The sequence below is a fragment of the Thermomicrobium sp. CFH 73360 genome (assembly GCF_023806465.1).
Classification (GTDB): Bacteria; Chloroflexota; Chloroflexia; order Thermomicrobiales; family Thermomicrobiaceae; genus Thermomicrobium.
Window position 1 is genome coordinate 161,144 of sequence record NZ_JAMSLS010000002.1, and the last position, 26,152, is coordinate 187,295.

A 26,152-nucleotide genomic window follows, 5' to 3' on the forward strand; every position below is an offset into this window, starting at 1 on the left:
GGGATCGCCCTCACTCATAGCGCAACGCCTCGACGATCGACACCCGCGATGCCTGGCGTGCTGGGACATAGGCCATCAACAGGGCCACGCCCAACGCGAGGCCGCTGAAGAAGAGCAGTTGCCCCCACGGAATCACCAGCGAGAACCCTTCGAGCCCACCAGCCAAATCTTGTTCTCCAGTGACAACGTTCCGCGCTAGCAGCACCCCGAGGAGAGCACCACCAACGATCCCGGCACTGGTGACCAATGCCGATTCCAGGAGAAAACCGAGCGCCACCATCGCTCGCCGATACCCAATTGCTCGCAGTGCGCCGATCTGGTGCCGCCGTTCAATCACAGCACGATAGGAGACCACCCCAAGCGCGGCAATACCAACGATCAACCCGAGTGCCATAAACCCCTGAATGATGCGGATGAAACCGCGGATAATCCCGGTCGCACGACCGATCACGTCCGCTGTCGCCTCAGCCTGTGCACCATACGGAAGCAGCGCCGCTTCGACGTGCCGCGCGAAACTGCGCGCGTCGCTGCCCGGTATCAGCCGCACCGAGTATTCGATTGAGGATGGATGCCCGAAGACCCCACCGACGGTTGACTCCGAGACAAAGATGCCGAACAGTGACGAAACACGCCCGTCAATCACGCCAATCACACGGACCGTGGTTGTCTCCCCGCTGGCATTGTCACGGAGCTCGAGTTCGAGCGGCTGGAGTACCCCATCTTCACCCCGGAGCTCCGGCAGATAGAGATTCGCTGGATCACCACCCCGCTGTTGCAACACGTTTGCGTCCACTATTGCAAGTGAAGGATCGCGGGCCACGGCTTCCCAAGCCGCCCGGTCGGTCGCGTACTCTGTACTACGGAGCTGGAGTGGCGCGTCCACATTCCGAGCAAAGTCCATATCGATTCCGCGTACCGGATAGCGCGCCCAGTCAGCTTCACCCACTGGCCGTACGCCCACGCGCGGCCAAGGGACGCTGAACGCGCGGCCAGTGGCGCTTATCTGGCTGGTATCGATACCCTCGTCTTGTAGGACTTGGAGTAGGTCGGGGATCGGCGCAACTCCGATCTGTGAGATCTCGACGTCCCAACCGGCATCGGCGTACTCACCGGTGAAGAGCGCGACGACATTAGCGTAAATCGTCGACATCACCACAAGCGCAAAGACGATCAAGCTGAACATCGCGACCGTGAGGCCTGTCCGCCCGCGCGAGGCCATCGGGTAAGCCACGGCAATCCGCACCGCCGGAAGCCAACGGCGGAAGGCACGGCCCAACCGCCCCACAAGCCCGACGGCGACTTCGATATTCCACACCAGGAACACCGTCAGCGCAGCGACCATCATCAGCCCAGAAAGGACAAAGAGCTCGAAACCACCGCTCATGGAACCGAAGAGCCGCTCATGCCATGCATCTGGCAGAAGCCAGTAGACGAGCACCAGCAGTGCGGCCACGCTGTAGAGTGGTCGTGGCGGCACACCGAAGCGCCGAAGCACCGCTGCCAAGCTCAGCGGGAGAAGCGACATGCCAAGTCCGAACCAGCCGAGACTTTCCCGCGCAAGACCAAGCCAGCACAACCCCGCACCTGCAATCGTCCCTAGTACCCCTGCAACGAGCCAGCGCCGACTCGCCCGCGGGAGTTGCGGTTCTGGAAGATCACGGACAGCCGCTACGATATTCAGTCGGCTCACCCGCCACGCCGCAACGACAACAGTAACGTACGTCACGACGATGCCCAAGAGATAGGCCAGGACCACATCGCGTAAGCGCCAGGACGGCTCGATCGTGAAAAACTCACCAACCAGCTGTCCCATAAAGCCTGCAATCGCGTAGGCCACAGCAACTCCCGCCACTGCGCCAACCAGAGCAGAGATCAGGTTGTAGCCCATTCCCTCGAGGGCAAAAAGCGCCACCAGATGCCAGCGCTTCATCCCAAGCGCGCGCATCGTTCCCATTTCGGTCTTTCGCTCGGCAGCAAGGAGCGAGAAGATCAAGAAGATGAGCAAGATTCCGGCTGCCACCGAAAACGTACCGGAAAGCAGAAACAGGTTCGTGAAAGCCTCACCCGCCTGCTCGGCTTGCTGAACCGCTCGCTGCTTCACCGCAACCGCACGATAGGGAGTCTCGGCCAGAACGTCATTCACGGCTGCGGTCACTGCTTCGCTGTCTGCAAGCCCATCGCGATTGCTCAACGCGACAAAGCTCACTTGACCAGAGATGCCGAGCAACTGCTCAGCTCGAGTGAGCGAGATGACCAGTCCGCCGGCATCGCCCACATTCAACGTACCGGTCAAGAAGCTGTCCGGAGCAATCGCCGCGACCCGTACCTGCAATGGTTGCCCGGCGAGGAAGAGCTGGAGCTCGTCGCCAATTTCTGCATCCAGGCGCTTGGCAGCCTCAGCGCCGAGCACGACCTCATCAGCAGCAAGACGTGCCAGATCGAGTTGACGGCCTTCACGGTCGGTCAATCCTCCGATTGCAGCAAGCCGTTCCGGCGGGACGCCCATCAAATTCAGCGCCGGCTCACTCTGTTTGGTCCTGAGGTCAATTGCCGCCACCGGCTGCCAGAGCACCGGCACGACGGCGTCCAGCCGTGGTTCGCGCTCGCGCAAGCGGTCGAGTTCATCCCCGACTGTGGAAGGCAAATAGACGCCCGGCTGTGGGCCAGCAAAGCGCGTATCACCGCTCGCTTGGACAACAAGTTCATCGACCGGACCAGTGAGCCGGAGTACCTGGCCGGTAATGCTCTCTTGAAGAGTCGTCCCGGTAGTCAGGGACGCAGAGAAGATCAGCGTGCTCAGCATGAGCCCAAGCACGATTAAGACCGTCTGTACTGGCCGCCGTGGGATGTTGCGCAGCGCCATCCGCCCCAGGACAGGGCGCCAGAGCCACAGGCCACCAGTCAGCACAAGGACGACCGCGAAGGCACCGATCAGAATGCGCAGCACGAGGTCGAGCGAGACGCCAAAAATCTCGTTCACCAGGCACCTCACTCTCCACCATCGGCTACCTGAAGCTGCACCAGGCCGTCATCAATGATGATGCCATCACGCATGTGGATAATACGGTCACACATTGCCCCGATCCGAGGATCGTGCGTCACAATGACGAACGTCTGCCCGTTCTCTTGATTTAAGCGTCGCATCAGTGCCATCACCTCGTCGGCTGTTTCGGTATCAAGGTTCCCGGTCGGTTCGTCAGCCCAGATAATGTCGGGCTGGTTCACGAGTGCCCTGGCAATGGCAACGCGCTGTTGCTGGCCACCGGACAGCTCCGCCGGCTTATGCCCAGCCCGATCGACAAGGCCGACCTGTTCAAGCACTTGCATTGCGCGGCGTCGTGCCTCGCTTGGACGGGCCCCTGCCAGCAGCGCTGGAAGTTCCACGTTCTCGAGTGCAGTCAATACGGGAATCAAGTTGAACAGCTGAAACACAAATCCCATATGCCGCGCGCGGAACCCCGATCGGACATCGTCCGGTAACTTCGCGAGCTCCTTCCCCGCGATGAGAATCCGGCCCTCATCGATCGTGTCCAGACCGGAAAGACAATTCAGGAGGGTAGTCTTGCCACTCCCTGACGGTCCCATCACCGCAACCATCTCGCCCCGGTAGACCGTGAGCGAGACACCACGCAACGCGGGAACCTTGACCCGTCCAGTGTCGTAGACCTTGACAACACCCGTTGCTTCGACGATGGGCACTCGCTCACGTTCACTTGTCGAGCCGAGAGGATGCAGCACTGTCGCCATTGTGTGGTCTCCCTTCGCCAGGCGCACCGCGCCAGAACAGGGAGATGGTACCACGATCAAGTCCACACGCCGAATCGGTCACTCCGAGGAAACACCGTACTGAGGCCTCCTTGCGATACCTGCGCCTCATGACTCGCAGGCGGGCCGTCTCTCCCTTCTGTGTTGGATGGGAAAAACCATCGTGGAGGGCGAGCAGCGGTCATTTTCGCCGTTCCTGAGAAACCCGGCGAAACTCCTCTGCACGCTCGACGACATCCTCGATCCGTCGGTCAAATCCGGACCACGGAATGACGAGCGGTGTGCCGTGCCGCTGGATCGCCTCCTCGGCAGCCTCTCGCTGATCAGGCGGCAGATCAACGATAAAGCGCTGTGGACGATAGACGAGGATGACCAAGATCGGCTGGCGTCCGACAACTTTCCCTTCGACTCGCTTGACCTCTTCCCACCTCAGCCGCCCAACTCGCACCGGCGATCCACGATCCACAATTCCTTCTTCATCCACTTCAATGACGGGTGTGCGTTCAAACCCGAACAGGACGGCGAAAGCCGCCGCGAATCCGAAGAAGATTGCCATCGAGACAGCGAAAAGGCGCTCAAGTCCTGTCTCTGCATTGAGCGCGAACCAGACCGCAGCGACAGCGAGCACGGCAGCAACCACCGCGGTCACGAAGGCGCGGAGGCGACTCCGGCGTACCACCAGTGGTTCGAGTGTGTCGGTCGACTTCGACTCCATCCTGACCGTCCCCAAGGGCATTGGCACGATGATTGTCACGCCCAATGCCAGACGGAGCAAGCACCAATACTCCCCCTGACAGCGTGCCTTCGCCGCGGTATCCTCGCTCCGTAACCGAGAGGATTGTCGCCGGATGTTGCCAATGCGTGAGCGGATCGCTGAACTCCTCACAGAACTCATGGCTTTGCCCGCACCCACCGGCCGCGAAGAGCCGGTGCTTGCTTGGTTGGAGCGAGCATGGGCTCCGCACGTCGAACGACTCTGGCGGAGTCGCGTTGGGAACGTGCTTGCTTTCGTGGGCGGTGCCGGACCGCGGTTGCTGTTGACTGCCCATGCCGATGAACTGAGCTTCGTCGTCCGCTCGATTGATCCAAGTGGGCTCCTCTGGCTCACTACGGGGCAAGTCCGCGGGGAGCCGCAGGAGCGCTTCCCGGTTGGTCAACCGGCGCTCGTCCTTGGGCGCGATACCACCGTTGAGGGGATTTTTGTGCTCGCCACTGGACACGTGGTGCCGGAGGAGCGCCGTCAGAAGCCGGTCACCTTCGCCGATCTCTTTGTCGATATCGGAGCAAGTTCTCGTCAGGAGGTGCTCGCACGCGGCATCACCGTCGGGGCAAGTGTGATTTGGAATCCTCCCGCGCGACGGTTGGGCACGCGGATCTACGGGAAGGCCATCGATGATCGCGCTGGCCTGGCACTCCTCACCGCACTGGTGGAGCGGCTCGATCACCAGCAGCTCGGTTGCGCCCTCTATCTCGCCGCCACTGTCCAGGAGGAGAACGGTCTGCTCGGCGCGAGTTCGCTGCGAGCGGATATCGACGTCGACTGGGCCGTGGCCCTCGATGTTGGTCTCGTTGGCGATCTTCCGACCGTCGGTGAGCAGTGGATGCCCGCAGTGCTGGGGGGTGGTCCACAGCTCGTCCACAAGGATGCTGCCACACACTACGATCAGCGGCTGCTCTGGCGACTCGCTGATCTCGCAGTTCGGAACGGACTACCCGTTCAGCATGTCGTGTTCGATCGCTACGGAAGTGATGGCGCGGCGCTGATCCGCCAGGGTATACCCACCGCACTCCTGACGGTCGGCACACGCCACACACATGCACCGTTCGAGGCTGTCGACCTTACGGACCTGGAAGCGACACTGCTCCTGCTGGAAGCGCTCGTCCGCAATGGGCTAGCCGAGTAAGACACGATCGCACGAGAGACGGGCGGGTGGGCCGTGCCACTATCCGCCCGTGCGCTCATGCGACGCTGCGATCGTTTCTCACGATCGTCCGTTAGGGAACGAGTGCCTCACCCCCATCGACGCGAATGACATTGCCAGTGATCCAGGTCAGTCCCGGAGTACTCAAGACACGGATGGCCCGGGCGACGTCCTCGGGGCTCGTCAGACGCCCACTGGGATTTCGCCGTTCTGCCTCGCGCAGCATCTCATCAGCGCCGGGGATCTTCGCCTGCGCTGGCGTTGGCGTCACCCCTGCCTGGATGGCATTGACAGTGATCCCGTAGCGAGCCAGTTCCACAGCCAGCTGGCGCACATGAGCCTCCAGTGCTGCCTTCGCCGCTGACACAGGCCCGTACCCACGCCACACGCGCGTTGAGCCCTCGCTGGTCATGGCGAAGATCCGCGCGTCGCGGTCGAAGAGTCCGGCATGGAACAGGTCTTGCGTCCAATAGACGAGGGAGTTTGCCATGACGTCAAGCGTCATCTCCAGCTGTTTTTGCGAAACTTCTTGCCCCGGATCCTCGTCGATATACGGACGTAACGTTCCGAAGGCCAGCGAGTGCATCAGGACACGGACGCGGGCACCGCGCTCTTTGAGCGCCTCGGCCACTTGCCGTCGTGTCTCCGCATCCGCAGCGTTCGCATTCACGAACAACGCTTCAACTCCGGCCGCTTCGACGTCGGCCTTGACCGCTTCGGCCATCGGAAGCGTCGCCCGGCGATCCAGGTGGACACCGCAGACATGCATACCAGCGCGAGCGAGCTCCCGTGCCGTCGCCGCACCGAACCCGCTCGACGCCCCAAGGATCACCGCCCAATAGCCTGTGAAGCCTTCGTTCCCCATGCTGCCCTTCCCGTTTTCTACCACCCGCTTCCTTCGGCTCGAGTATCGGCACCAACAGCGACCGGCGTCAACTCACGTTCCCTTTCTGCATCTGTCCACGCGCTTCAGGTACAAAGCGCACGCGCACCAGCGTCCCCCCACCTGGCGCCGGGCCGATCTCCAGCTCACCGCGAAGATCGACCTCTGCGAGCGTTCGAGCGATCTGCAATCCCAAGCCCCGTTCGCGCAAAGGATCGAAGCCAGCTGGTAATCCTCGTCCATCGTCTTCGACCTCAAGGACAGCACGCTCTCCTTCGCTCCGTACCCGAACGCTCAGCCGTCCCCCTGAACGGTCAGCAAAACCGTGTCGCACCGCATTGGTGACGAACTCGTTCAGCAGGAGCGCGAGCACGGTCGTCTGCCGCGAGGAGACAGCAACGTCGTTTCCGTCCACCGACCACTGGACAGCCAGTTCGTCACCATACAGCGAATGAACCGCCTGGGTCACCACAATACGTGCCAACTCGACAAGTGGCACTTCTGGGAGTTCACGACCGCTCAGAAGATCATGGACGACGGTCAAGCTGCGGATCCGGCTCACCGCATCCTGTAAAACTGCTCGTGCTTCGGGACCAGCTCGCCGGGCCTGGAGTGAGAGGAGCGCTGCAACCGTCTGGAGGTTGTTGCGCACGCGATGGTGCAACTCGCGGAGGAGCGTCGATGCCCGTGCCAACCCACGCCGTGCCTCCTCATAGAGCTCCGCGTTCTCGATGGCGATTGCGGCGGTATCGGTGAAGGCGTGCAACAGGCCTGTCTGCTCCGGAGCTGGCCGACCGGCGGAGTACAGCAAACACAGCGCACCAACCGCACGGCGGCCTGTGATCATGGGAAGGACGTACACTGCGAAGTCTCTACCAATCGGATCTCGCCACACTGCTGCTCCGCCGTCAAGGACGTCATGAACGGCTGACCGAAGAGGCTGCTCCAGTTCACTCGCCTCGCGTGCAAACCATTCTGCCGGAGCGGCGCGAAGGAGCTCCAACTCACCGCTTGCACGTGACTGCCGATAAATGGCGACTCCTCTCGCGCCGGACAGCTCAAGCGCTCGCGCGGCAATCGTCCCCAGCAACTCCCCAAGATCGAGCGTCGAGGCGATGGCGCGCCAGAGTTGCTGCAAGAGTTCCAACTGCGCGATGCGCCGCCGCAGTTCTGCATCTGTCTCGCGATAAAGCAGTGCGTTCTCGATCGCGATGGCGATCTCACCCGCCGCTGTCTCCAAGAAGTCGATCTCCTCGGGCCAGAACTCACGCGGCTCCAGCGTCAGGACGTTCAGTACGCCAAGCAGGCGTCCCGGTTGGCGGGAGAGGAGTGGCACCGAGACCTGACTGGCAAACGGCCGGTCATCGACGTGCGGATAGTCAACGTAGGCGGGATGACGAGGTGCATCGAAAGCGATCTGCAGGCGTCGGGTCAGGGCAGCCTGTCCGGTGATCCCAACGCCAAGCGGCAAGGTGAACCGCCCTGGTCGATCAGGAGCAATACCGTAGACCGCCCGCAGAGTCAACGTGCCGGAGGATTCGTCATAGAGGAAAATTCCGCAGGAGTCGACCCGCATCGTCTCACGGAGCACGCGCGTCACCGTGCTGAGCATCTCGTCCAAATCGAGACTGCTCGTTGCCGCGCGCGTGATCCAGTGAAGCGCTTGCAACCGACCAACCGGCCCGGCCAGCACGCGCCGGCTCGGGTCAACTGGCGCCTTCAAAAGTTCGGCAAGTGTTTCCCATTCGTTGTCCAACATGGCGCATCGTCCAGCCTTCAGTGTTCCCCTCCATGGTACAATCCGCTGCGCGGACGCGTCTGCATGCGAACGGACGTGGTGTGGTGCAGCTCGACGGACAAAGAGGAACCGCGAGCCCAATGCTGGCCCAGGAACTGCTCGGTGTTGTGACCGACGGGAGTTTTAGTCAAGGTCTTCGGGTGCGATTGCTTGACCCTGCCGCGGTCGAGCGGCTGCGTGTCGGAAGCTTCGTCGTCGTCGAGGGGGACGAACACCGGTACTTTGGCATGGTAACCGACCTCGCACTGGCGACGACCGACTCCGCCCTCACTGCCGATCCGCCGTTACACTCTCCCTTCCTGCATCGTGTGCTCCGCGGCACGCATGCCTACGCCACTGCCGAGATTCGCCCCTCACTCGTACTCCAGGCAGGCAGCGAGCAGCCGCAACCGGCACGAACAATCCCTCCGCATTTTGCCCGCTTGCGCCAGGCAACCGCCGAGGATTTTGCCTGTGTCTTTGGCCGGGAAGACGCGACCCACTTCGCGCTTGGCACCCCACCCGCGATGGATATTCCTGTGCCCCTCGATCTGGAGGAACTTGTCAAGCGCTCCAATGGCGTCTTCGGGCAGAGTGGAAGTGGCAAGAGCGTTTTAACACGTCTCTTGCTTGCTGGTCTGATCTTGACCGACTGTGTCTCCGTCCTCCTCTTCGACATGCATAACGAGTATGCGCGTGCACCGAGTGATCAGCCAGAGCTCATTGGACTCGCCGAGTTGTTTGGTACCACACGTGTGCAGGTCTATACGCTCGACGACCGCACCGATCGGAGTGCAGCGGCGCGGACGATCCAGATTGGCCTTGACCAGATTGAGCCAGAAGACATCGAGCTCCTCGCCGAAGAGCTCAACCTCAACCCCACTTTCGCCACAGTAGCCCACCATCTTCGCGCCAGTTTTGGGAAAGGCTGGATCAGAAAGACGCGCGAACTCGACGCTGACGGCGTCAAGGAGTTCTGTGCCCGCACCGGCGTCGCCGAGTCCTCAGTGAACGCCTTGCGAAGCAAACTGGCACGCCTCGTGCAACGTCCCTACATGCAGGAGTCGCTCGACACATCTATCATCGACGAGATCATTGCCAAACTCCAGAAAGGTACGCACATCATCGTCCAGTTCGGGCGCTACGATTCCTTCCTTGACTATATGCTGGTCGCGAATCTTCTCACTCGGCGTATCCACGAGCGCTATACCGAGGAGGTGCTCGAGGCACAGCGGTTCGGGAGCGAGATGAGCATCCGCCCGCTGGTCATCGTGCTTGAAGAAGCGCACAAGTTCCTCACACCGGAGGCTGCGCGCCAGTCGATCTTCGGGACTATCGCTCGCGAAATGCGCAAATACCGTGTCACACTCCTGATCGTCGACCAGCGTCCTTCGAGCATCGACCGTGAGATCCTCTCCCAGCTCGGTACCAAGATCATCGGCCCATTGAGTGATCAGCAGGACATCGAAGCGGTTCTCACCGGCGTGGCCGATCGTTCCGGGCTCCGCAATCTCCTGGCCAATTTGAGTCCACGCCAGGAGTGCGTGATCGTCGGTCATGCGGTCCGTATGCCGGTCGCGATCCGCACACGTGAATATCGCCGTCACGAGCTCCTTGATCTTGTTCGCGCTCGAACCGGGAAAGCGACCGATGAGAGTCGGCTGCGACTACTGATCGGTGAGTGAGGGCTGGGAAATGACCTTACGACTCTTGCACTTTGCAGACCTTCATTTAGGAGTCGAAACGCACGGCCAGTTTCGGCCGGAACTCGGCTACAGCTCGCGTGTCCAAGATTTCCTCAACGCGTTCGATCAGGTCATCGAGACCGCGCTTACCGAGCGCGTCGATGCCGTTCTCTTCGCCGGAGACGCGTTCAAGAATGCCGAGCCAGGCCCGACGCTGCAGCGTCACTTCGCCGCCCGGATTCAGCGACTCCTCGCTGCCGCTATCCCCACTGTCCTCTTGGTCGGGAACCATGATCGCCCGCGGAGCCCGTCCCGGTCAACGCCGATGGACATTTATGCAGCTCTCCAGCTCCCCGGCATCATCGTCGCCAGCCGGCCTGACTTTCTGAGGGTGCAGACGCGGCACGGGTTGCTCCAGATCGTGGCTCTTCCCTGGATGCCGATGCGTCAGCTCCTTGCAGACGACGAACTCAGAGCGTTACCGGAGCACGAGTTTGAGCGCCGCTTCCGAGAGATAATCAGTGCAAACGTGCAGGCTCTTCTGACTGCGCTCGATCCGGCTCACCCAGCTATCTTCCTTGCACACCTCACGATGGAGGGAGGACGCTTGGGAAGCGAACGCAACGTGCTCTTGGGAAACGACCCGCTGTTCGCCCTCGACGAACTCGGACTCGACCGTGCACCAATCGATTATGTGGCACTGGGACACTTGCACTCGCATCAGGTTATCCATCACCAGCCCCCAGTCATTTACGCTGGGAGCATTGAGCGTATTGACTTCGGCGAGGAGCGTGAGGAAAAGGGCTGTATCATCGTCTCTATTGAGCCGGGTACTCATCCACGCCAGGTGACGTGGGAGTTCCGCCCACTGCGTACGCGCGCGATGTGCACCGTCCGGTTCGAGGTGACCAGTGAAAACCCGATGGAGCAGATCCGTTCCGTCTTGGAACGTCGCGCTAGCGAACTTCGCGACGCGATCGTCCGCCTCTTTGTGGTCGCCGCTCCCGAGAGAGCCACTGGGATTCGCACCAACGAGATCCGCCGTTGGCTACTCGAACTCGGGGCAACCTACGTCGCCGGAATCGTGGTCGAGACCGAGCGCAGCATCCGGCCCCGCGTGGACGTCACACGCGAGACCCGGAACGATCCGGTTGCGTTACTCGAACGCTGGGTACGGCTCCGCCAATTATCCGACGAGTTCGCGAACGCCGTTCTGTCCCGCGGCCGCGAAATCATCGAGCGAGTGGAGGCAAACGACTTCCTCAAAGACAAGGTCGCCGATTAGAGATAGGTCTGGAACCAACGCAGCTCTTGCTCGAGGTGTTCGATCCGGTGACGTGGGCGACCACTGCGCGTGAGGTTGTGTCCTTCACCGGGGAAACGCACAAGTTCCACCGTGCGGCCAAGTCGGCGTAGCCAGGCGAAGAGTTGCTCGGCCTGTTCGATCGGGCAGCGCCAGTCCTCCTCTGCATGAAGTAAGAGAAGCGGTGTCCGGATGTTCGGCGCGTAGGTGAGCGGAGAGAGGCGCCGATAGCGCTCCGGATCCTCCCAGGGTGTCGCTCCGAGTTCCCACTCGTTGAAGTAGACACCGATGTCACTCGTCCCATACATACTGAGGAGATTGGAGACACAACGCATCGAAACGGCCGCCTTAAAGCGGTCAGTATGCCCGATGATCCAGTTTGTCATGTAGCCACCGTACGACCCTCCACAGACGCCCAGTCGTTCCGGATCCACCCATCCCTGGGCCAGCACGGCATCAACGACAGCCATGAGATCAGGCATGTCCGCCTCGCCCCATGCACCGCGCGTACAGGCAAGAAACTCCTCTCCATACCCTTGGCTCCCGCGTGGATTTGCGTAGACAACCGCAGAGCCACGAGCTGCGAGCACCTGGAACTCGTGGCAATAGACCCAGCCATACATCGCGTGCGGGCCACCATGGATGGACAAGACAAGCGGACAGCGCTCCCCTTCTGACATTCCGATCGGTCTCATCACCCAGGCATGGACCAGCTGCCCGTCGCTCGGGCTTGGCACCCACAGCTCTTCAGGTGTTGCGAGATCAACCTCGCACTTCCACTCAGCATTGGGATCGAAGAGTGGCCTCGCTTCGCTCCCGTCTGCTGCCAAAAGCCAGACCGTCCCCGGATCATGCGGATCAGCAACCGTTGCGGCAATCCACCGCCCGTCCGCGTTGAGGCTGAAATCAAGGACGCGTCGCTGGCCAGCGAACAGACAGTCAGGGCTTCCTCCTTCCACCGGGAAACGGTAGAGATGCACCGCCCCACGTTCACTCACCTGCGCATAAATCCATCGCCCATCCGGTGACCAGGCGAGCCCAGGGCGCGTCGGACCGAATGCATCAGTCAAGAGCGTATCTTCCAGTGTCGCATCGAACCCCTCCGTGAGGCACAGGAGTTCATCGCCATCGGGCTTAACCGTCCAGAGCCGCTTGTGCCGAGCCGAACCTGCCCAAGCCTCCAGGTGGCCGACGGCAGCAATCCTGTGTCCGTCCGGCGACCAAACGGGGCGCTGCAGCGCCACGTGGCTTCCTGCCACGACCGGCCGGAGTTCACTCACCTGTCCTTCCGCATCGAGTGCCAGGAGCCAGAGCTCATTCGCTGCATTCCACTCACGCTCCGACGTCCGGTTCGACACAAAGACAAGGGCTTTGCCGTCAGGTGACCAGGCTGGCCAATCGTCATCCCAGCCGCCGTCAGTCAGTCTGCGAACTTGACTATCCCGCAGGTCAACAAGCCAGAGGTGACTACGCCGTTCGTGCAGAAATCCGCGTTGCCCATCAAAGCGATAGTGCAACGCAGTGAGCCGCACCACGTCGGTCTCCGGCTCCGGCTTCCCCTCGGCCTGCACTGCTCGCGTGACCACCACCAGGCGCTCACCGTCCGGTGCCCAAGCGAAACTCGTCACCGGTTCGGCAAAGCGCGTCAGCTGACGCGCCTCGCCGCCATGGCGCGGGATCACCCAGAGTTGGTCACTGCCTGACCGGTCAGACACGAATGCAAGCCAATCGCCGCGGGGAGACCAGCGCGGCAGTGTGTCTCGATCTGTTCCCGCAGTGAACGGCCGCGGCGACTGGCCAGCACGATCAACCAACCAGATCGCTGACCGGTATTTATCAGCTGCAAGATCCATGACGCTGACAACACAAGCGATCTCGCTTCCGTCCGGCGAGATTTGCGCATCGCTGACCAGACGCAGTGTCGCCAAATCGTTCGGTTGCACCCGCCGCGGCATAACCCTGCACCGCTCCTTTCACGACCGTTCGCAGGCCGTACAAGCTCTCGACACTTCCTGCGGGAACTCGTAGGTTATGTCCGCCCTTCAAGCCCCTTCTCACGCAACACCAACTCCCGGAGCTGCCGTAGTATTGCCGAGCGACGCTCCGTATACTCCGCCTCGTCTAATTCTCCGGCCGCCCGCGCCTCATCAAGCCGATTGAGCTCGGCGGCCAGCTGGAGCCGCTCGTCCGAGACTCGATCGCCATCGTCCGGGCTGACGGCGGGCGATCGCCGTCTCCGCAGCGCGAGGAAGGCCAAGGTGCTAGCCGCGATGACGCCAAGGAGCCCCACTGCAATGGCGATGCTCGGCCCGAGCGGTAAGTCAAGCAAGAACCCTGTCCGTGGCAAACCGCTCACCTGCACCACGTGCGTGTCACCGACGACCGGCGCATCGACCGCAAGCACGCGATAAGTCACGCCGCTGACTTCAACCGTTCCCGTGTCGATCAAGCTGCGCGAACTCAAGCGGTATGTTCCATCGCGGACGAGCACGCGGAGCGTTCCAGTCGGCATCGCTGTACCGATGGCAAGCGTCGCGCGTGTTCCTTCATAGCGAACGGTGTAACTCAACACCACCGTCTGCTGACCGGGTGGTAGTGGGCCAGTCGTCAGGAGCACACCATTTTCAAGGCGCGGTTGCCCATAGTTAAAGCCAGGTTGCGGGCTAATCTCCTGCGCTCCCTGAGGGAGAGGAATTCGCAAAACGACACCGTTTGTGTCACCAAGATAGGTACGGTCGCCACCATTCTCGACGATGACAATATCCATCACGTCGACCGCGCGGAGTTCTGGTGATGCGCCAGCGATGACAATCGACCGGGAGTTCACGCGCACCGCGTTCGCATCGTTCGTCGTGTCGTACACGGTGAGCTCAACAGTCTGCTGCGGCTGTTGGTTGAGCTGCACCATCGGGCTGACGTACTCTACCCCGGCATAGCGCACCACAAGGAGATACGCGTCCTGATCACCGGTTGCGAGCCCCTCAAACGCGAACGAGCCGTCTTGACCAACCTGCGCCTGACGTTCCTCCGCGAGTTGCATGCCGGTGAAGTGGCGAAGTGTCACCGTCAGACCAGCGACGCTTCCCCCACCGGGCGTCCCGTTCTGGACACGACCGGAAATCGTCCCAGTCTCTTGAGCTTGGGCACTACTCCATGTGACCGCAAGCAGGGCAAAGACACAGAAGAAGACCGCGTGCCGAAACCGCACCGCTCAGACTCCTTTTTGTCTCCTCGACCGGACCTGGACAACCTTAGTCGGCAGCGACCGGAAGGGCACGTGCTGCCGGCACCGTTGCCGCTGTGTACGCGCGATCCAAGACTTCGATGAGATGGAGCACCGGAACGCGCAAGCCACGCGCCCGAAGCCCCGCCTCAAGCTGGAGCATACACCCTGGGTTGGCCGAGACAATCACCTCTGCCCCGGTGGCAAGCGCGTTGTCCAGTTTGCGTTCCAGCAATGCTGACGCCATATCCGGTTGGAGCAGGTTGTAGATCCCCGCCGAGCCACAACAGAGTGCTGATTCAGCCATCTCCACGAGCCGGAGCTGGGGGATCGCGCGCAGGAGCACGCGCGGCTGCTGGGTGATCCGCTGGGCATGCGCAAGGTGACAAGGCTCCTGGTATGTCACGGTCCAGGGCAGCGCTCCCGGTTGAGCCGTCAATCCACGCTCGACCAGGAACTCCAGCACATCACGCACTTTGGCAGCGAGCGCTCGCGCCCGCTCCGCGTAGCGGTGATCGTGATTGAGGAGCTCCGGGTACTCCTTCAGCATCGCACCACAACCAGCGGCATTAACAATGATCGCATCCAGGTACGGAGACTCGAGCGCCTCGATATTACGGCGCGCCAACTCGCGACCGAGCTCCGGCTCACCACTATGCACGTGAAGAGCGCCGCAGCACTGCTGGCCGGAGACAAGGACAACATCGAACCCGTTTCGGGTCAGCACGCGGATTGTCGCCTCGTGGACATGCGCATAGGCCGTGCTCATCACACAGCCGGTGAAGAGCGCTACCCGACCGCGCCGCTCGCTTTCCGCTGGGAAAAAACGCCCATCAGGCACGACAAACTGTTCCGGGATGGTCGGAAGCATTGCTTCAGCATGCTCCAGGCCCAAAACACGGAGAGCACCACTACGTCGGACAAGCATCCGCAAGGGGCTCCGCTGATACCAACGCAGGAGTTTGTTCGCCGCCCGGAACAGCCGCATGTCGCCGAGCAGGACACGGAATCCAATGATGCGGAAGAGCCTCTCCCGCAGTGACTGCGGACGATGTTGCACGAGCTGCGCCCGCGATGCTTCCAGAATCTGCCCGTAATGCACGCCACTCGGGCACACCGCTTCACAGGCACGACAGTTCAGGCAGAGGTGCATTTCCTCAGCAAAGACCGGATCGAGCAGGTCGAGTCGCCCCTCGGCAACCGCCTTCATGAGCCAGATCCGCCCACGAGGCGACGAGCGCTCCCGCCAGGTCATTCGGTAGGTCGGACAGGAAGGCAAGCAAAACCCGCAGTGCACGCACTGGCGGATGAGGTCGAATGACGGTACGTCGCGGCCGCTGAATCCGCGCACACGCGTCGACTCCGGCACGGTCACCATGGTCGCCTCCTGTCCATCCGCGTCAGAGCAGAGCGATGAACCGACCCGGATTGAGCGTCCGCTCCGGATCGAACGTTTCCTTGAGTCGCCGCATGACCGCCACACCCTCGGGATGCCGTCCAAAAACGTCGTATCCGGCCTTGACATCCCCTGGCGCGGCGAGCATGGTCGCGTGCCGGCCGTACCCAGCCAGGCGCGTCCACGCACCACGGAGTTCCTCGACCGTCCCCGCCACGGTCACGTAAGCCAGTCCACTTCCCACATCCAGGACCGCATCCTCCAAGGCTGAACCCCACTCGGTCACCAGCTGGGCAGCGAGTTCGCCGAGTTGCGATGGCAATTCCCCGATGCGCACCCGCATCACGTTGGCGAGCGGTGTTGCGCCCAGCTTTCCCTGCAGCGATGACCAGAAGCGGAGCGTCTCCTCGTGCTCGAGGATGCGGGCATCACTTGTCGCGGAGGCGGCTGTCTCACGCAACCGCTCGGCCTGTCGCAGCACAGCACCCTCTGGCCCTTCACACCGTGCGGCCAGTGTCCATCGCGCCATCCCAATGAACCGCTCCGCCGTGACCGGAGCGAGTACGACAAGTGCGGTTGGGGCGAGCTGGGAACCGCGCACAGCGAGCGCGCCTTCCATCGCCTCCTCAAGCGAGGGGAAAGCAACAAGGAGCGTTCGCTGTGCTTCCGGCGACGGCAACAGCTTGAAGTTGGCGCGGACGATGACGCCAAGTGAGCCGAGCGCACCGAAGTGCAGCCGCATCATGTCATAACCGGAGACGTTCTTGACCACCATCCCGCCCCCGCGGGCAAGAGTACCGTCCGGCAGCGCGACGGTGATCCCGATGATCAGATCTCGCAGACTGCCGTACCCAAAACGCCGAGGGCAGCCGAGACCGGTTGCCACCAGCCCACCAATGGTGATCCGCTCCGGGTCATCGGCATCAAGCGGGAGCATCTGGCCGTGCTCGCTGAGGATCGCAGCAAGACGCGCAAGCGTGCAGCCCGCCTGCACCCCGATGGTGAGATCGTCTGGCTCGTAGTCGACAACTGCCGCCAGCCCCCGGAGATCGAGCGCCACATCGTAGCGCTCCGGAAGATTGCCGAGTCCCATCTGCCCGCCGCCACCCCACGGGACCAAGGCCAGTCCAGCGGCCGCACAGAGCGCGAGCGCTTCCGCGACCGTCTCTGGCGAGGCGAGTTCAAGCGCGAGGCGCGGAGGTATACCGTCGACGATATAGTTCGAGGGATCAGAGGATCTCCCGAGTTCCTCAAGGCGCTGGAGTGCCGTGTCCGGCGCAAGCCGTGTCGTTCCTGTCATCCTGCCTCACCTCAGACGTATTCCAGGCCGAAGCGCTGCGCCAGCGCCTGCTGACGGAGCAGCGCCACCTCACCACAGCGGAATCCGGTCGGCAACACCTTCTCGGGGTTAAAGAGTTCGCGTGGATCGAAACTCCGTTTGAGTCCGGCCATCGCGCAGAGGTCTTCCGTCGTGAAGACGAGCGTCATGTAGTCGCGCTTCTCGAAGCCGATACCGTGCTCCCCGGAGAGGGTGCCCCCGACATCAACGCAGTAACGGAGGATCTCGGTCGTGCACTCGAGCACCCGCTCCACCTCGCCGGGACGGTGCCGGTCAAAGAGGACCAAAGGATGCAGATTCCCGTCCCCGGCATGGAAGACGTTGGCTATAGAGAGGCGGTACTCGCGACTAAGCTCCTCGACCCGCCGCATCGTGGCAGGTAGCTTCGTGCGCGGGACAGTCGTGTCGACAAGGTAGTAGTTGGGCGCAAGACGTCCCATCGCACCGAATGCCGATTTGCGGCCCAGCCAGAGGAGGTCGCGCTCCTCCTTCGTGCGCGCGACGCGGACTTCCCAAGCGCTGTGCTGCCGGCAGAGCTCGGCGACTCGACCCGTGTTCTCTGCAACAATTTCTTGTAATCCATCCAGTTCGACAAGGAGCACGGCCCCCGCTTCCCGTGGATAGCCGGCATGGAACGCGTCTTCCACCGCCTTGATGGTCAGCTGATCCATCATCTCGAGCGCAGCCGGTAGCACACCTGCCGCAATAATCGCCGAGGTCGCGTGTGAGGCTGACTCAATATCCGGGAATGCAGCAAGAAGGACACTGACCCCCTCCGGCAGGCGCGTGAGGCGGACCATCACCTTGGTGACAATGCCAAGCGTGCCTTCCGAGCCGACTAAGACACCTGTGAGATCGACCCCCGGTGTTTCGGGTACCGGCCCCCCAGTCCAGATCCGCTCGCCATCCGGAAGGACGACTTCGAGTCCTAGGATATGGTTCGTTGTCACCCCGTATTTCAGACAGTGCGGCCCACCGGAGTTGTTCCCGACGTTACCGCCAATCGTGCAGGCACGCTGAGAGGCCGGGTCCGGTGCGAAGAAATAGCCACGCGGCTGGAGCGCAGTACTGAGCTCCAGGTTAATAACACCTGGCTCCACGATCGCGTACCCATCTCGTTCATTGACCTCGAGAATGCGGTTCATCCGAGTAAGGACAATCAGTATGCCACCGCGTAGCGCCAGAGCACCGCCAGCAAGACCGGTACCAGCGCCCCGTGGAATAACTGGCAGCCCGACCTCGTTGGCCAGCCGGACGACCGCACTAACTTGTTCTGCTGTCCGTGGCAGTACCGTAAAGTCCGGCCGGTGATGGCCAGCAAACACCTCGTCCGAGGCGTCGTACTCGTAGACCAGGAGCTCGTCCGGATCATCGAGCAACCCATCGGGCCCGACGATCTCGAGCAAACGGGTACGGATCGCTGCACGGTCCATGGGCATGTCCTCCTGCGGGTCCGCTCCCACTCCGGCGCGAGGTACCGAGTCGACGCCGAAAGTTGACTCAAGTATGCGCCGCGACCGAATGCGACGCAATCGTCTGCCAGCGCGAGCAGTGGGCGCTCGTCAGTCTGATTGGGAAAGTGCCGAGGAACCTACCCACCCACCGGCCCCACCAGCCCCGATTCTTGAGGCAAGTAAGAGAACTACAACGCGAGAGGATGTTCGGCAGGTCAGTCGGCGGCAAAACACGCTAGACTCACGCATTGAGGGGTCAGATCTCCGCAGCTTTGTTGCCTGGGGACAGCCACCAGAAGACGGGCAGGCTGGTTCGCTGGATACACTGCGGAGAGCAAACCGTGACGACGTAGGAAGGAGTGATCCGTGTCGGCTGGACAGTACTGGATCCTCGTCGGCTCACCGGAGAATCTTGAGGCAACGCGCGCCCACGGTTTTCGTCTCCAAGGCTTTAAGTCGCGACATCGCAAGAAGGCCGAATCGATGCGACCGGGCGACCGTTTGGTCTATTACGTCACTGGTGTGCAAGGGTTTGCTGCGACTGTGACGGTGACCTCGGACGCCTTCGAGGATCACACACCGATCTGGACGAGTCGCGGCCCAAAGAAGGCGAGCGAAGACTACCCCTGGCGCGTTCAGATCGAGCCCGATATCGTCCTGCCACCCGGCCTAACTGTTCCGGCAGAACAACTCGCACCCCTGCTTGAACACACCCAAAAGTGGCCACCCGAGCACTGGCGGCTCGCTTTCCAAGGTCAGCTGCATCGCATTAGTGAACGCGACTTTACTTTGATACGCCAGGCGCTTGCCCAGGCTGCTGCAGTGAGCGAAGGGGTGCAACGATGAAACGAGCCGTCCGTTTGGCCAAAGCACTGTCCATCGCCTTGCTCACAATGGTCGTCAGTATCGCAATCCCGGGTTTGCACTTCGTGCTCGGTCCACTCTCACCATTGCTTGGCGGCTTTGTCGCTGGCGCCGTCTGCCGACTCCGCGGGGAAGAAGCCGTGCTGCTTGGCGTGTTCGAGGCACTCCTCGCTGGTATTGGCGTTGGTATTCTCCTCCCGGATCTTGCTCACCTGACTCTTGGTGTGGCAACGCTCTGGTTCTTCGGTCTTTTTGCAGCAGTGTACGCTGGCCTCTTGGGCGGCGTTGCCGCCTACATCAGCGGAAGACAAGCACGAACACGTGGCTAACATCCGGAGGAGTCGACCAATGGGATATTGCCCACGTTGCGGTGAACACTCTCCTTATCGGGAGGACGATCTGAACCAGCTCGCCGAGTTTCCGCCGGTTCGGATACCGATCGGTTCACGAATCGTCCCGCTTCCGGCTGATCTTGAAGATGGAGCGATGATCCGCTACGCTGGCTGCCTCTTCACTGTCCGGCGGAGCGGCGACCGGTACGAGCTCCTCTTGGCACGGGTCGGTCACAGCTGAGCAAGGGCTTACCAACGGCCCGTGCCGCTTTCTCCTCAAGCAGCCAAAGTCTGGTCGGCGGCGCCTTGCGGTCTGTGCACGCGTTTCCGGCACGAACGACCGTGATACGTTGTCGCGCCCGTGCACACACGCGTGGTTCGCCGGCATAGCCACGCGGAGGAGTGCGTCAGCTGCCCACAAGAGAGCACTCGTTCCACTTCTGCTCTCGCAGTCATCAGACCGGGAGCGCGAGCGCCTCGCGCCCCGGTGGGCAGCCATCGCGGGATCATACGAACATGGTGCGGCACGAAACCCATCTTTTGCAACGTCATCGCCGCGGGCACGCCAGCACAAACGCTGATACAGAAAGAGCTATGCAGATGCGAGGAGGAGATCGCCGCTGCAAACGCCATCCGACGGCAAGTGACAAGAAAAACCCCAGCCGAAGAGCTGGGGTACAGCATGGTGGAGATGGGGGGAGTCGAACCCCCGTCCAGAGCGTTCAGCCGAGGATCTCCTACAGGCTTAGTCGGTGTTCTCCTGTCGCTGCCGGGCTCCCACCGACAGGATCCCGGTCAGCCGAGCCAGATCAGACTTGACCTCGCCCGCACTGGCGCTTGGACGAGGGGCACCCCGGCCTTGCGACGCCCGCTCCGAACCCGCCGGGGAGGGGTTCGGGCAGACGTGGCTGCGTTAATTACGCAGCCAGAGCGAGTTCGCGCTCGCCAGTTACTTTGCTGCCCCTTTTTACGAGTTCCTGGGCGACCTCGGCCTGCAATCCCCGCACCTACGGCCCTGTCGAATCCAGTCATCCCCACGAGCCGTACTTGCGAGCGCATCAACCATTATAGCCAACCAGACACCCATCGCACAAGTGCCCCCCGTGCTCACAGGCTCGTCAACGGCCACGGGTAGGCATTGCTTGCTCCCTCCGATCTGAACGGGGAAGAGGCTCGATCAGGGCAACCGTCTCGCCGACCACGTTGTGTCTTCGCGAGGCGCAGGTGCAACGCCGTTGAGGCAGGTGTTCCATTGAAGCCGTTGTTTTTCCGGGGCCGCGACCCGACCAGAGTCTTGCCCGCTCAGAGTTCCGCGATCAGAGCCCCATCACCGTTGCACTCCTGCCTCCCATCCGATCCCGAAGCCGCCCCTCGTCCAAACCCACTCCGGTGATACTTCGTCCTGTACTGCGGAAACGGATTGCCGTACGTCCCGCCTACGCTTCGCACGTACTACACACGATGATTGACCATGACCGAAAAAGTGACCCACCCGCAATCGTACCGACCCCGGTGCCTCACCGGGCTGGTGAATGGAGACGGCGCAGAGGTTCCTATGCCATTCACCAAGGAAGAGGGATCCACACTCATCCGGTGCATCAAAGACGCATCACCGCGGACGGAGCGCTCGCTCAATCTCACGCCGCGCCTCACGCTCAGCGATCGCCTCTCGCTTGTCATACTGCTTCTTGCCACGAGCCAGTCCGAGGTCGACCTTCGCCAGACCTCGTCGGATGGCGAGTCGCAGCGGCACCAGGGTATACCCCCGCTTCTCCAGCTTGCCCCGCAGGTAATCGAGTTCGTGCTTGTGGACAAGCAGCTTGCGTGGCCGTGTGGGATCGTGCTGGTGCTTTCCACTCGCCCCGGGATAGGGACTGATGTGCATCCCGATGAGCCAAAGCTCACCATTTTCGATACGGGCGTAAGCATCCCGAAGATTCACTCGCCCCGCCCGAATCGACTTAATCTCCGACCCTGTGAGCTGGATGCCTGCTTCCAGCTCCTCCTCGATGAAGTAGTCGTGGTATGCCTTCCGGTTGACTGCGATAACCTTTTCCGCTTCGCGGCTCTTCGTCTCCTTGCTCATGTTCCCATCATACCTCGCCGAGGCGCGTGTTGACAGACACCACACTGCGGCAAGGCGAACTCTGGCGGACAAATGGTGCGCCACTCTTGTCCCCGGAACGGTGCAAACTCAACTGCCAGTCAGTACCTCCACCCCGCGCACCTCTACCGCAGGAGAAGTTTAGATCCGTCCGCCTCCTCAATCGCTCGGGATCGATACCGGAAAGCGGTGGAATGATGAGGAACGCGCACACTTGGCGCCTGACTTCAGATCCACCGGAGTTCCTCGTGCCGTCCTGCCGCGAGGCACGCATCCACCGGGGCACTATCACGGTCTCCACCCTAAGAACCTCAATCCCTCTGGGAGCTTCGGCATCGCTCTTCACAAGCGAGTCTCAGAATCACGGCCAACGCGCTCGGGTCGACGACTGCAGCCCGGTTGCGCCTTCACCGCATCCGGGTACACTAGGGCGGGATGCAGGGGACGACCGACCCGTACGAGATGATCGCCGAGTATTACGACCTCGAATTCGCCGACTTCACAGCAGATGTCGAGGTCTATCTGGCCTTTGCCCAACGGACCGGCGAACCGATCCTCGAGATTGGCTGCGGGACAGGCCGGTTGCTGCTTCCGCTAGCCCAAGCCGGTTACCAGGTAGATGGGGTTGATCGGTCACCGGCCATGCTAGCCCGTGCAGCGGAGCGGCTCAAAGCAGCTGAGCTGCAGAGTGTTCGCCTCTTCCAGACTGACGCCGAGGATTTGCACCAACTTTCTGACGAGAGCTATCGCTTGGCAATCGTGGCGCTGAATGGTTTCCTGCACCTCCCAAATCGTGCCGCGCAGCAGCGAGCTCTTGCGGAGCTCCACCGCGTCCTACAGACCGGTGGACTCCTCTTGCTTGACGTTCTTCATCCCACGCCCCACCAACTTCGCGCCCTCGAGCAGCCTCTCGCCTGGGATGCATCCTGGGACTTACCCGATGGTAGCCGACTCGACCGCTTCACGAGCCGCACCGTTCACCCGGCCGAGCAAATGATCGTCACCACCTTGTTCTACGACCGCACAGACAAGACGACCGGGCAGGTGACGCGCCAGGTGGCACGCTACATCCTCCGCTACGTTCATCGCTTCGAACTGGAACTCTTACTCGAACTCGCTGGTTTTGCCATCGAGGCGATTTACGGGTCGTACGAGCTCGAGCCTCTTTCCGACGAGAGTCCACAGATGCTCGTCGTCGCCGAGCGGCGGCCTCGCTCGGTATACTCGCTCCGCGTCGAGACATGAAGGTCCGACGGAGGCGAAAACGGTGATCCACGGTGTGGAGATTAAGCGGTTGGTCACGCATGTCGACGAGCGCGGCTCGCTCACCGAACTCATTCGTTGCGATGATCCGTTCTTTGAGAAGTTTGGGCAATGCTACGTCTCGGTCTCCTGGCCTGGGGTCATCCGCGCCTGGCACTGGCACAAGAAGCAGACCGACTATTTCGTCTGCGTCAAAGGGATGATCAAGGTACCGCTCTTTGACCTCCGGGAGGACTCGCCAACCTACCGCGAACTCAACGAGTTCTATCTCGGTGACGATAACCGGATCGTCCTCAAGATTCCACCGGGAGTGGCCCATGGCTTCAAGAACATCGGGACTGAACCCTGCTACCTGCTCAACTTCCCTACCGAGCCGTACGATCCGGAGAATCCGGACGAATATCGCCTGCCGTATGACACGCCCGAAATCCCGTATTCCTGGGACATCAAGTACCGCTGAGGGCAGCCTGTGGTGATCACACGCTCTTATCCAGACCGCCTCGAGATTCGGCCAGCCGAACGTCCAGTCGATGTGGTTGTTCAGCTTCCCGGCTCAAAGAGCCTGACCAACCGAGCCCTCGTCCTCGCCGCACTCGCGGACGGCACGAGTGTCCTCGAAGGGGCGCTTCTCAGTGAGGATAGCCTGGTTATGGTCGAGTCGCTCCGGCGGCTCGGCATTTCGGTCGAGGTCGATGAGACCTCTGAGCGGATGATCGTGGCCGGACAGGGAGGAGCAATTCCCGCTCAAAGGGCGGAACTCTTCGTTGGCAATTCCGGAACAACGGCGCGGTTCCTCACCGCAGTGGTCGCACTCGGACACGGCGACTACGTCGTGGACGGGGTACCGCGCATGCGTGAGCGGCCAATCGAGCCCCTCCTCGATGCACTGCGGCAGTTGGGTGTGGACGCCGTCTCACTGGCTGGTACCGGGTGCCCTCCGGTACAGGTGCGGGCACGCGGAATTGCGGGCGGCACCGTCCGGATGCGCGGGGATGTTTCAAGCCAGTACCTCAGTGCACTCCTGATGGTCGGACCGTACACGCGGGAGGGGTTACGGATCGAACTGGAGAGCGAGCTCGTCTCGATCCCGTACGTTGAAATGACGCTCGCCGCGATGGCCGACTTTGGCGTGCGCGCCTGGCGCGAGAGCGACCGCGTCTTCGTCGTCCCTGGAAAACAGCGCTATCATGCTCGAACGTATCCCATCGAGCCCGATGCCTCGGGAGCCTCATACTTTTTTGCCCTCGCAGCAGCGACGGCCGGCCGCGTCAAGGTGCCGCATCTTGGTAGTCGCTCGCTCCAAGGCGATGTGCACTTTGTCGACCTGCTCGAACGGATGGGTTGCCAGGTGATCCGTGAACCGGACGCGATCACTGTCATCGGGCAACGCCCGCTCCGTGGCATTGAGGCGGACATGAACGCTATCTCCGATACTGTCCCAACTCTGGCAGCCCTCGCCCCGCTCGCCGATGGGCCAGTGATGATCCGAAACGTGCAGCACATCCGCTACAAGGAGACAGATCGCATTGCTGCAGTTGCGAACGAACTCCGTCGGCTCGGTCAAGAGGTTGACGAGTATCCGGATGGCTTGCGGATCACCCCACGGCCCGTTCGTCCCGCTATCGTCCACACGTACCACGACCACCGCATGGCGATGAGCTTCGCCGTGCTTGGCTGCGCGGTGCCCGGGATTGTGCTCGATGATCCCGGTTGTGTCGCCAAGACTTTCCCTGACTTCTTCGAGCGACTCTGGGCAGCCTTAGGCGCCCGCTAGACGCGTGCTGCGCGATTCATCAGATAGCAGTCAGCGAGGACGAGTAGCAACATCGCCTCTGCGACCGGAACGACACGCGGGCAGATTGAGGGATCGTGTCGCCCTTCGACGACGATGGTCCGCTCGTTGCCAGAGATGTCCACTGTCCGCTGCGGGCGCGCGATCGACGATGTCGGCTTGACCGCGAGCCGCACGACAATCTCTTCACCGGTGGAAATACCGCCCAACATCCCGCCGGCATGATTCGTCAGCGTCCGCACCCGCCCGTTTTCTATCACAAAGGGATCGTTGTGCTCATGGCCGTAGAGCCGCGCCGCAGCAAAGCCATCCCCAATCTCGACGCCCTTTACTGCCGGGATGCTGAGCATCGCATAACCGATCAGCGCATCGAGTTTGTCCATTGTCGGCTCACCGAGCCCTGGCGGTACGTTCACCGCCCGCACCTCGACGATGCCACCGACGCTTGTCTTCTGTTCCTTCGCCTCAAGGATGGCCGCAACCATCTTCTGTGCGGCGACTGGGTCAGGGCACCGTACCGGGTTGCGATCAATCTCCTCACGGTCGAACGTTTCAATCGTGATGCCAGCGAGCTCCCGGACGAACGCAAAGACTTCAACCCCTGCCACCGACCGCAGGAGCTGCCGAGCGATTGCTCCTGCCGCAACCCGGCCCCAGGTCTCCCGAGCACTCGAGCGTCCGCCACCGCGGTGATCGCGATGCCCGTACTTGACCCAGTAGGTGTAATCGGCATGCCCGGGACGGAAGACATCGCGCAAGGGCTCGTACTTGCTCGAGTCCGCATCGGCATTGTAGGTAATCAGGGAGATTGGAGCCCCAGTGGTCTTCCCCTCAAAAACGCCGGAGAGGATCGTCACCCGATCGCGCTCTTGGCGCGGCGATGTGACCTCGCTTTGTCCTACTCGACGACGGTCAAGGTCACGTTGAATGAGTTCCTCATTTAATTCCAGCCCAGCTGGACAACCATCGACTATAACACCCAAGGCTGGACCGTGCGATTCACCCCAGGTCGTCACCCGGAAAAGTCTGCCGAACGTGCTGCCCATTGTC

General features: G+C 61.8%; 21 protein-coding genes and 1 other RNA gene. 9 read left to right on the forward strand and 13 right to left on the reverse strand.

The genetic code is table 11. The features are described 5' to 3' along the window. Positions 1-10 precede the first annotated feature (10 nt). The 3 genes from NET03_RS04125 to NET03_RS04135 all read right to left on the reverse strand — a co-directional run bounded on the left by NET03_RS04125 (position 11) and on the right by NET03_RS04135 (position 4,480). Positions 11-2,980 (reverse strand): ABC transporter permease, encoded by a 2,970-nt coding sequence (locus tag NET03_RS04125; RefSeq protein ID WP_252127627.1) that lies wholly within the window; start codon positions 2,978-2,980, stop codon positions 11-13. 8 nt (positions 2,981-2,988) lie between these two features. Continuing rightward, complete coding sequence (locus NET03_RS04130) at positions 2,989-3,747, reverse strand: ABC transporter ATP-binding protein (RefSeq protein ID WP_252127628.1); 759 nt, start codon at positions 3,745-3,747, stop codon at positions 2,989-2,991. Positions 3,748-3,946: 199 nt separating this feature from the next. Then, the gene (locus NET03_RS04135; protein WP_252127629.1) at positions 3,947-4,480 is read right to left on the reverse strand and encodes an STM3941 family protein; all 534 of its coding nucleotides are present in this window, start codon (positions 4,478-4,480) and stop codon (positions 3,947-3,949) included. A 133-nt stretch (positions 4,481-4,613) separates the two neighbouring features. Between NET03_RS04135 and NET03_RS04140 the strand changes: the two genes are divergently transcribed. Continuing rightward, positions 4,614-5,669 (forward strand): M42 family metallopeptidase, encoded by a 1,056-nt coding sequence (locus NET03_RS04140; protein ID WP_252127630.1) that lies wholly within the window; start codon positions 4,614-4,616, stop codon positions 5,667-5,669. 91 nt (positions 5,670-5,760) lie between these two features. Here the strand turns inward: NET03_RS04140 and NET03_RS04145 are convergent, their stop codons facing one another. Further along, the gene (locus NET03_RS04145) at positions 5,761-6,552 is read right to left on the reverse strand and encodes an enoyl-ACP reductase FabI (protein WP_252127631.1); all 792 of its coding nucleotides are present in this window, start codon (positions 6,550-6,552) and stop codon (positions 5,761-5,763) included. 67 nt (positions 6,553-6,619) lie between these two features. Further along, positions 6,620-8,329: a sensor histidine kinase gene (locus NET03_RS04150; protein ID WP_252127632.1), complete on the reverse strand. Its 1,710-nt coding sequence runs from the start codon at positions 8,327-8,329 to the stop codon at positions 6,620-6,622. 119 nt (positions 8,330-8,448) lie between these two features. Between NET03_RS04150 and NET03_RS04155 the strand changes: the two genes are divergently transcribed. Together NET03_RS04155 and NET03_RS04160 are read left to right on the forward strand one after the other, a co-directional pair. Then, the gene (locus NET03_RS04155) at positions 8,449-10,032 is read left to right on the forward strand and encodes a helicase HerA domain-containing protein (RefSeq protein WP_252127633.1); all 1,584 of its coding nucleotides are present in this window, start codon (positions 8,449-8,451) and stop codon (positions 10,030-10,032) included. A gap of 10 nt (positions 10,033-10,042) precedes the next feature. Continuing rightward, complete coding sequence (locus NET03_RS04160; RefSeq protein WP_252127634.1) at positions 10,043-11,317, forward strand: metallophosphoesterase family protein; 1,275 nt, start codon at positions 10,043-10,045, stop codon at positions 11,315-11,317. Here the strand turns inward: NET03_RS04160 and NET03_RS04165 are convergent. The 5 genes from NET03_RS04165 to NET03_RS04185 form a co-directional block, all read right to left on the reverse strand. Continuing rightward, positions 11,314-13,290, reverse strand: coding sequence for a S9 family peptidase (locus NET03_RS04165; protein ID WP_252127635.1), 1,977 nt, complete (start codon positions 13,288-13,290; stop codon positions 11,314-11,316). The genes NET03_RS04160 and NET03_RS04165 overlap by 4 nt on opposite strands. A 74-nt stretch (positions 13,291-13,364) precedes the next feature. Beyond that, positions 13,365-14,543, reverse strand: a complete 1,179-nt coding sequence (locus NET03_RS04170) for an SHOCT domain-containing protein (protein WP_252127636.1) — start codon at positions 14,541-14,543, stop codon at positions 13,365-13,367. Between the two features lie 43 nt (positions 14,544-14,586). Then, entirely contained in the window at positions 14,587-15,936 is a 1,350-nt protein-coding gene (locus NET03_RS04175; protein ID WP_252127637.1) for a (Fe-S)-binding protein, read from the reverse strand. Between the two features lie 22 nt (positions 15,937-15,958). Further along, positions 15,959-17,254, reverse strand: a complete 1,296-nt coding sequence (locus tag NET03_RS04180) for an FAD-binding oxidoreductase (RefSeq protein ID WP_252127638.1) — start codon at positions 17,252-17,254, stop codon at positions 15,959-15,961. Positions 17,255-17,265: 11 nt separating this feature from the next. Then, positions 17,266-18,726: an FAD-linked oxidase C-terminal domain-containing protein gene (locus NET03_RS04185; protein WP_252127639.1), complete on the reverse strand. Its 1,461-nt coding sequence runs from the start codon at positions 18,724-18,726 to the stop codon at positions 17,266-17,268. A 387-nt stretch (positions 18,727-19,113) separates the two neighbouring features. Between NET03_RS04185 and NET03_RS04190 the strand changes: the two genes are divergently transcribed. From NET03_RS04190 to NET03_RS04200, 3 genes are read left to right on the forward strand one after another with little or no spacing between them, the layout of a single operon-like run. Beyond that, positions 19,114-19,593 (forward strand): EVE domain-containing protein, encoded by a 480-nt coding sequence (locus NET03_RS04190; RefSeq protein WP_252127640.1) that lies wholly within the window; start codon positions 19,114-19,116, stop codon positions 19,591-19,593. Next, positions 19,590-19,940 (forward strand): hypothetical protein, encoded by a 351-nt coding sequence (locus tag NET03_RS04195; protein ID WP_252127641.1) that lies wholly within the window; start codon positions 19,590-19,592, stop codon positions 19,938-19,940. Before NET03_RS04190 ends, NET03_RS04195 begins: the two co-directional genes overlap by 4 nt. Positions 19,941-19,959: 19 nt before the next feature. Then, entirely contained in the window at positions 19,960-20,184 is a 225-nt protein-coding gene (locus NET03_RS04200; protein WP_252127642.1) for a hypothetical protein, read from the forward strand. 442 nt (positions 20,185-20,626) lie between these two features. Here NET03_RS04200 and ssrA read toward each other — a convergent pair. Beyond that, positions 20,627-20,979: a transfer-messenger RNA gene (ssrA, locus tag NET03_RS04205) on the reverse strand. 573 nt (positions 20,980-21,552) lie between these two features. Then, positions 21,553-22,029: an SsrA-binding protein SmpB gene (gene smpB, locus NET03_RS04210; RefSeq protein ID WP_252127643.1), complete on the reverse strand. Its 477-nt coding sequence runs from the start codon at positions 22,027-22,029 to the stop codon at positions 21,553-21,555. A gap of 453 nt (positions 22,030-22,482) precedes the next feature. Between smpB and NET03_RS04215 the strand changes: the two genes are divergently transcribed. From NET03_RS04215 to aroA, 3 genes are read left to right on the forward strand one after another with little or no spacing between them, the layout of a single operon-like run. Next, on the forward strand, positions 22,483-23,292 hold the full coding sequence (locus NET03_RS04215; RefSeq protein WP_252127644.1) for a class I SAM-dependent methyltransferase: 810 nt from the start codon (positions 22,483-22,485) through the stop codon (positions 23,290-23,292). Positions 23,293-23,314: 22 nt separating this feature from the next. Beyond that, the gene (locus tag NET03_RS04220; RefSeq protein WP_252127645.1) at positions 23,315-23,770 is read left to right on the forward strand and encodes a dTDP-4-dehydrorhamnose 3,5-epimerase family protein; all 456 of its coding nucleotides are present in this window, start codon (positions 23,315-23,317) and stop codon (positions 23,768-23,770) included. A gap of 9 nt (positions 23,771-23,779) precedes the next feature. Then, positions 23,780-25,084, forward strand: a complete 1,305-nt coding sequence (gene aroA / locus NET03_RS04225; RefSeq protein WP_252127646.1) for a 3-phosphoshikimate 1-carboxyvinyltransferase — start codon at positions 23,780-23,782, stop codon at positions 25,082-25,084. On the opposite strand, the gene aroC is transcribed toward aroA, so the two are convergent. Continuing rightward, positions 25,081-26,148 carry a chorismate synthase gene (aroC, locus tag NET03_RS04230; RefSeq protein WP_252127647.1) on the reverse strand — a complete coding sequence of 356 codons (1,068 nt, stop codon included), beginning with the start codon at positions 26,146-26,148 and terminating at the stop codon, positions 25,081-25,083. The genes aroA and aroC overlap by 4 nt on opposite strands. Positions 26,149-26,152 lie beyond the last annotated feature (4 nt).

Bases quoted from the DNA above. Each gene is read 5' to 3' on its own strand.
- NET03_RS04130 (WP_252127628.1), bottom strand. From the start codon at position 3,747: ATGGCGACAGTGCTGCATCCTCTCGGCTCGACAAGTGAACGTGAGCGA.
- NET03_RS04135 (WP_252127629.1), bottom strand. From the start codon at position 4,480: ATGGAGTCGAAGTCGACCGACACACTCGAACCACTGGTGGTACGCCGG.
- NET03_RS04140 (WP_252127630.1), top strand. From the start codon at position 4,614: ATGTTGCCAATGCGTGAGCGGATCGCTGAACTCCTCACAGAACTCATG.
- NET03_RS04145 (WP_252127631.1), bottom strand. From the start codon at position 6,552: ATGGGGAACGAAGGCTTCACAGGCTATTGGGCGGTGATCCTTGGGGCG.
- NET03_RS04150 (WP_252127632.1), bottom strand. From the start codon at position 8,329: ATGTTGGACAACGAATGGGAAACACTTGCCGAACTTTTGAAGGCGCCA.
- NET03_RS04155 (WP_252127633.1), top strand. From the start codon at position 8,449: ATGCTGGCCCAGGAACTGCTCGGTGTTGTGACCGACGGGAGTTTTAGT.
- NET03_RS04160 (WP_252127634.1), top strand. From the start codon at position 10,043: ATGACCTTACGACTCTTGCACTTTGCAGACCTTCATTTAGGAGTCGAA.
- NET03_RS04165 (WP_252127635.1), bottom strand. From the start codon at position 13,290: ATGCCGCGGCGGGTGCAACCGAACGATTTGGCGACACTGCGTCTGGTC.
- NET03_RS04175 (WP_252127637.1), bottom strand. From the start codon at position 15,936: ATGGTGACCGTGCCGGAGTCGACGCGTGTGCGCGGATTCAGCGGCCGC.
- NET03_RS04180 (WP_252127638.1), bottom strand. From the start codon at position 17,254: ATGACAGGAACGACACGGCTTGCGCCGGACACGGCACTCCAGCGCCTT.
- NET03_RS04185 (WP_252127639.1), bottom strand. From the start codon at position 18,726: ATGGACCGTGCAGCGATCCGTACCCGTTTGCTCGAGATCGTCGGGCCC.
- NET03_RS04195 (WP_252127641.1), top strand. From the start codon at position 19,590: ATGAAACGAGCCGTCCGTTTGGCCAAAGCACTGTCCATCGCCTTGCTC.
- NET03_RS04200 (WP_252127642.1), top strand. From the start codon at position 19,960: ATGGGATATTGCCCACGTTGCGGTGAACACTCTCCTTATCGGGAGGAC.
- smpB (WP_252127643.1), bottom strand. From the start codon at position 22,029: ATGAGCAAGGAGACGAAGAGCCGCGAAGCGGAAAAGGTTATCGCAGTC.
- NET03_RS04215 (WP_252127644.1), top strand. From the start codon at position 22,483: ATGCAGGGGACGACCGACCCGTACGAGATGATCGCCGAGTATTACGAC.
- aroC (WP_252127647.1), bottom strand. From the start codon at position 26,148: ATGGGCAGCACGTTCGGCAGACTTTTCCGGGTGACGACCTGGGGTGAA.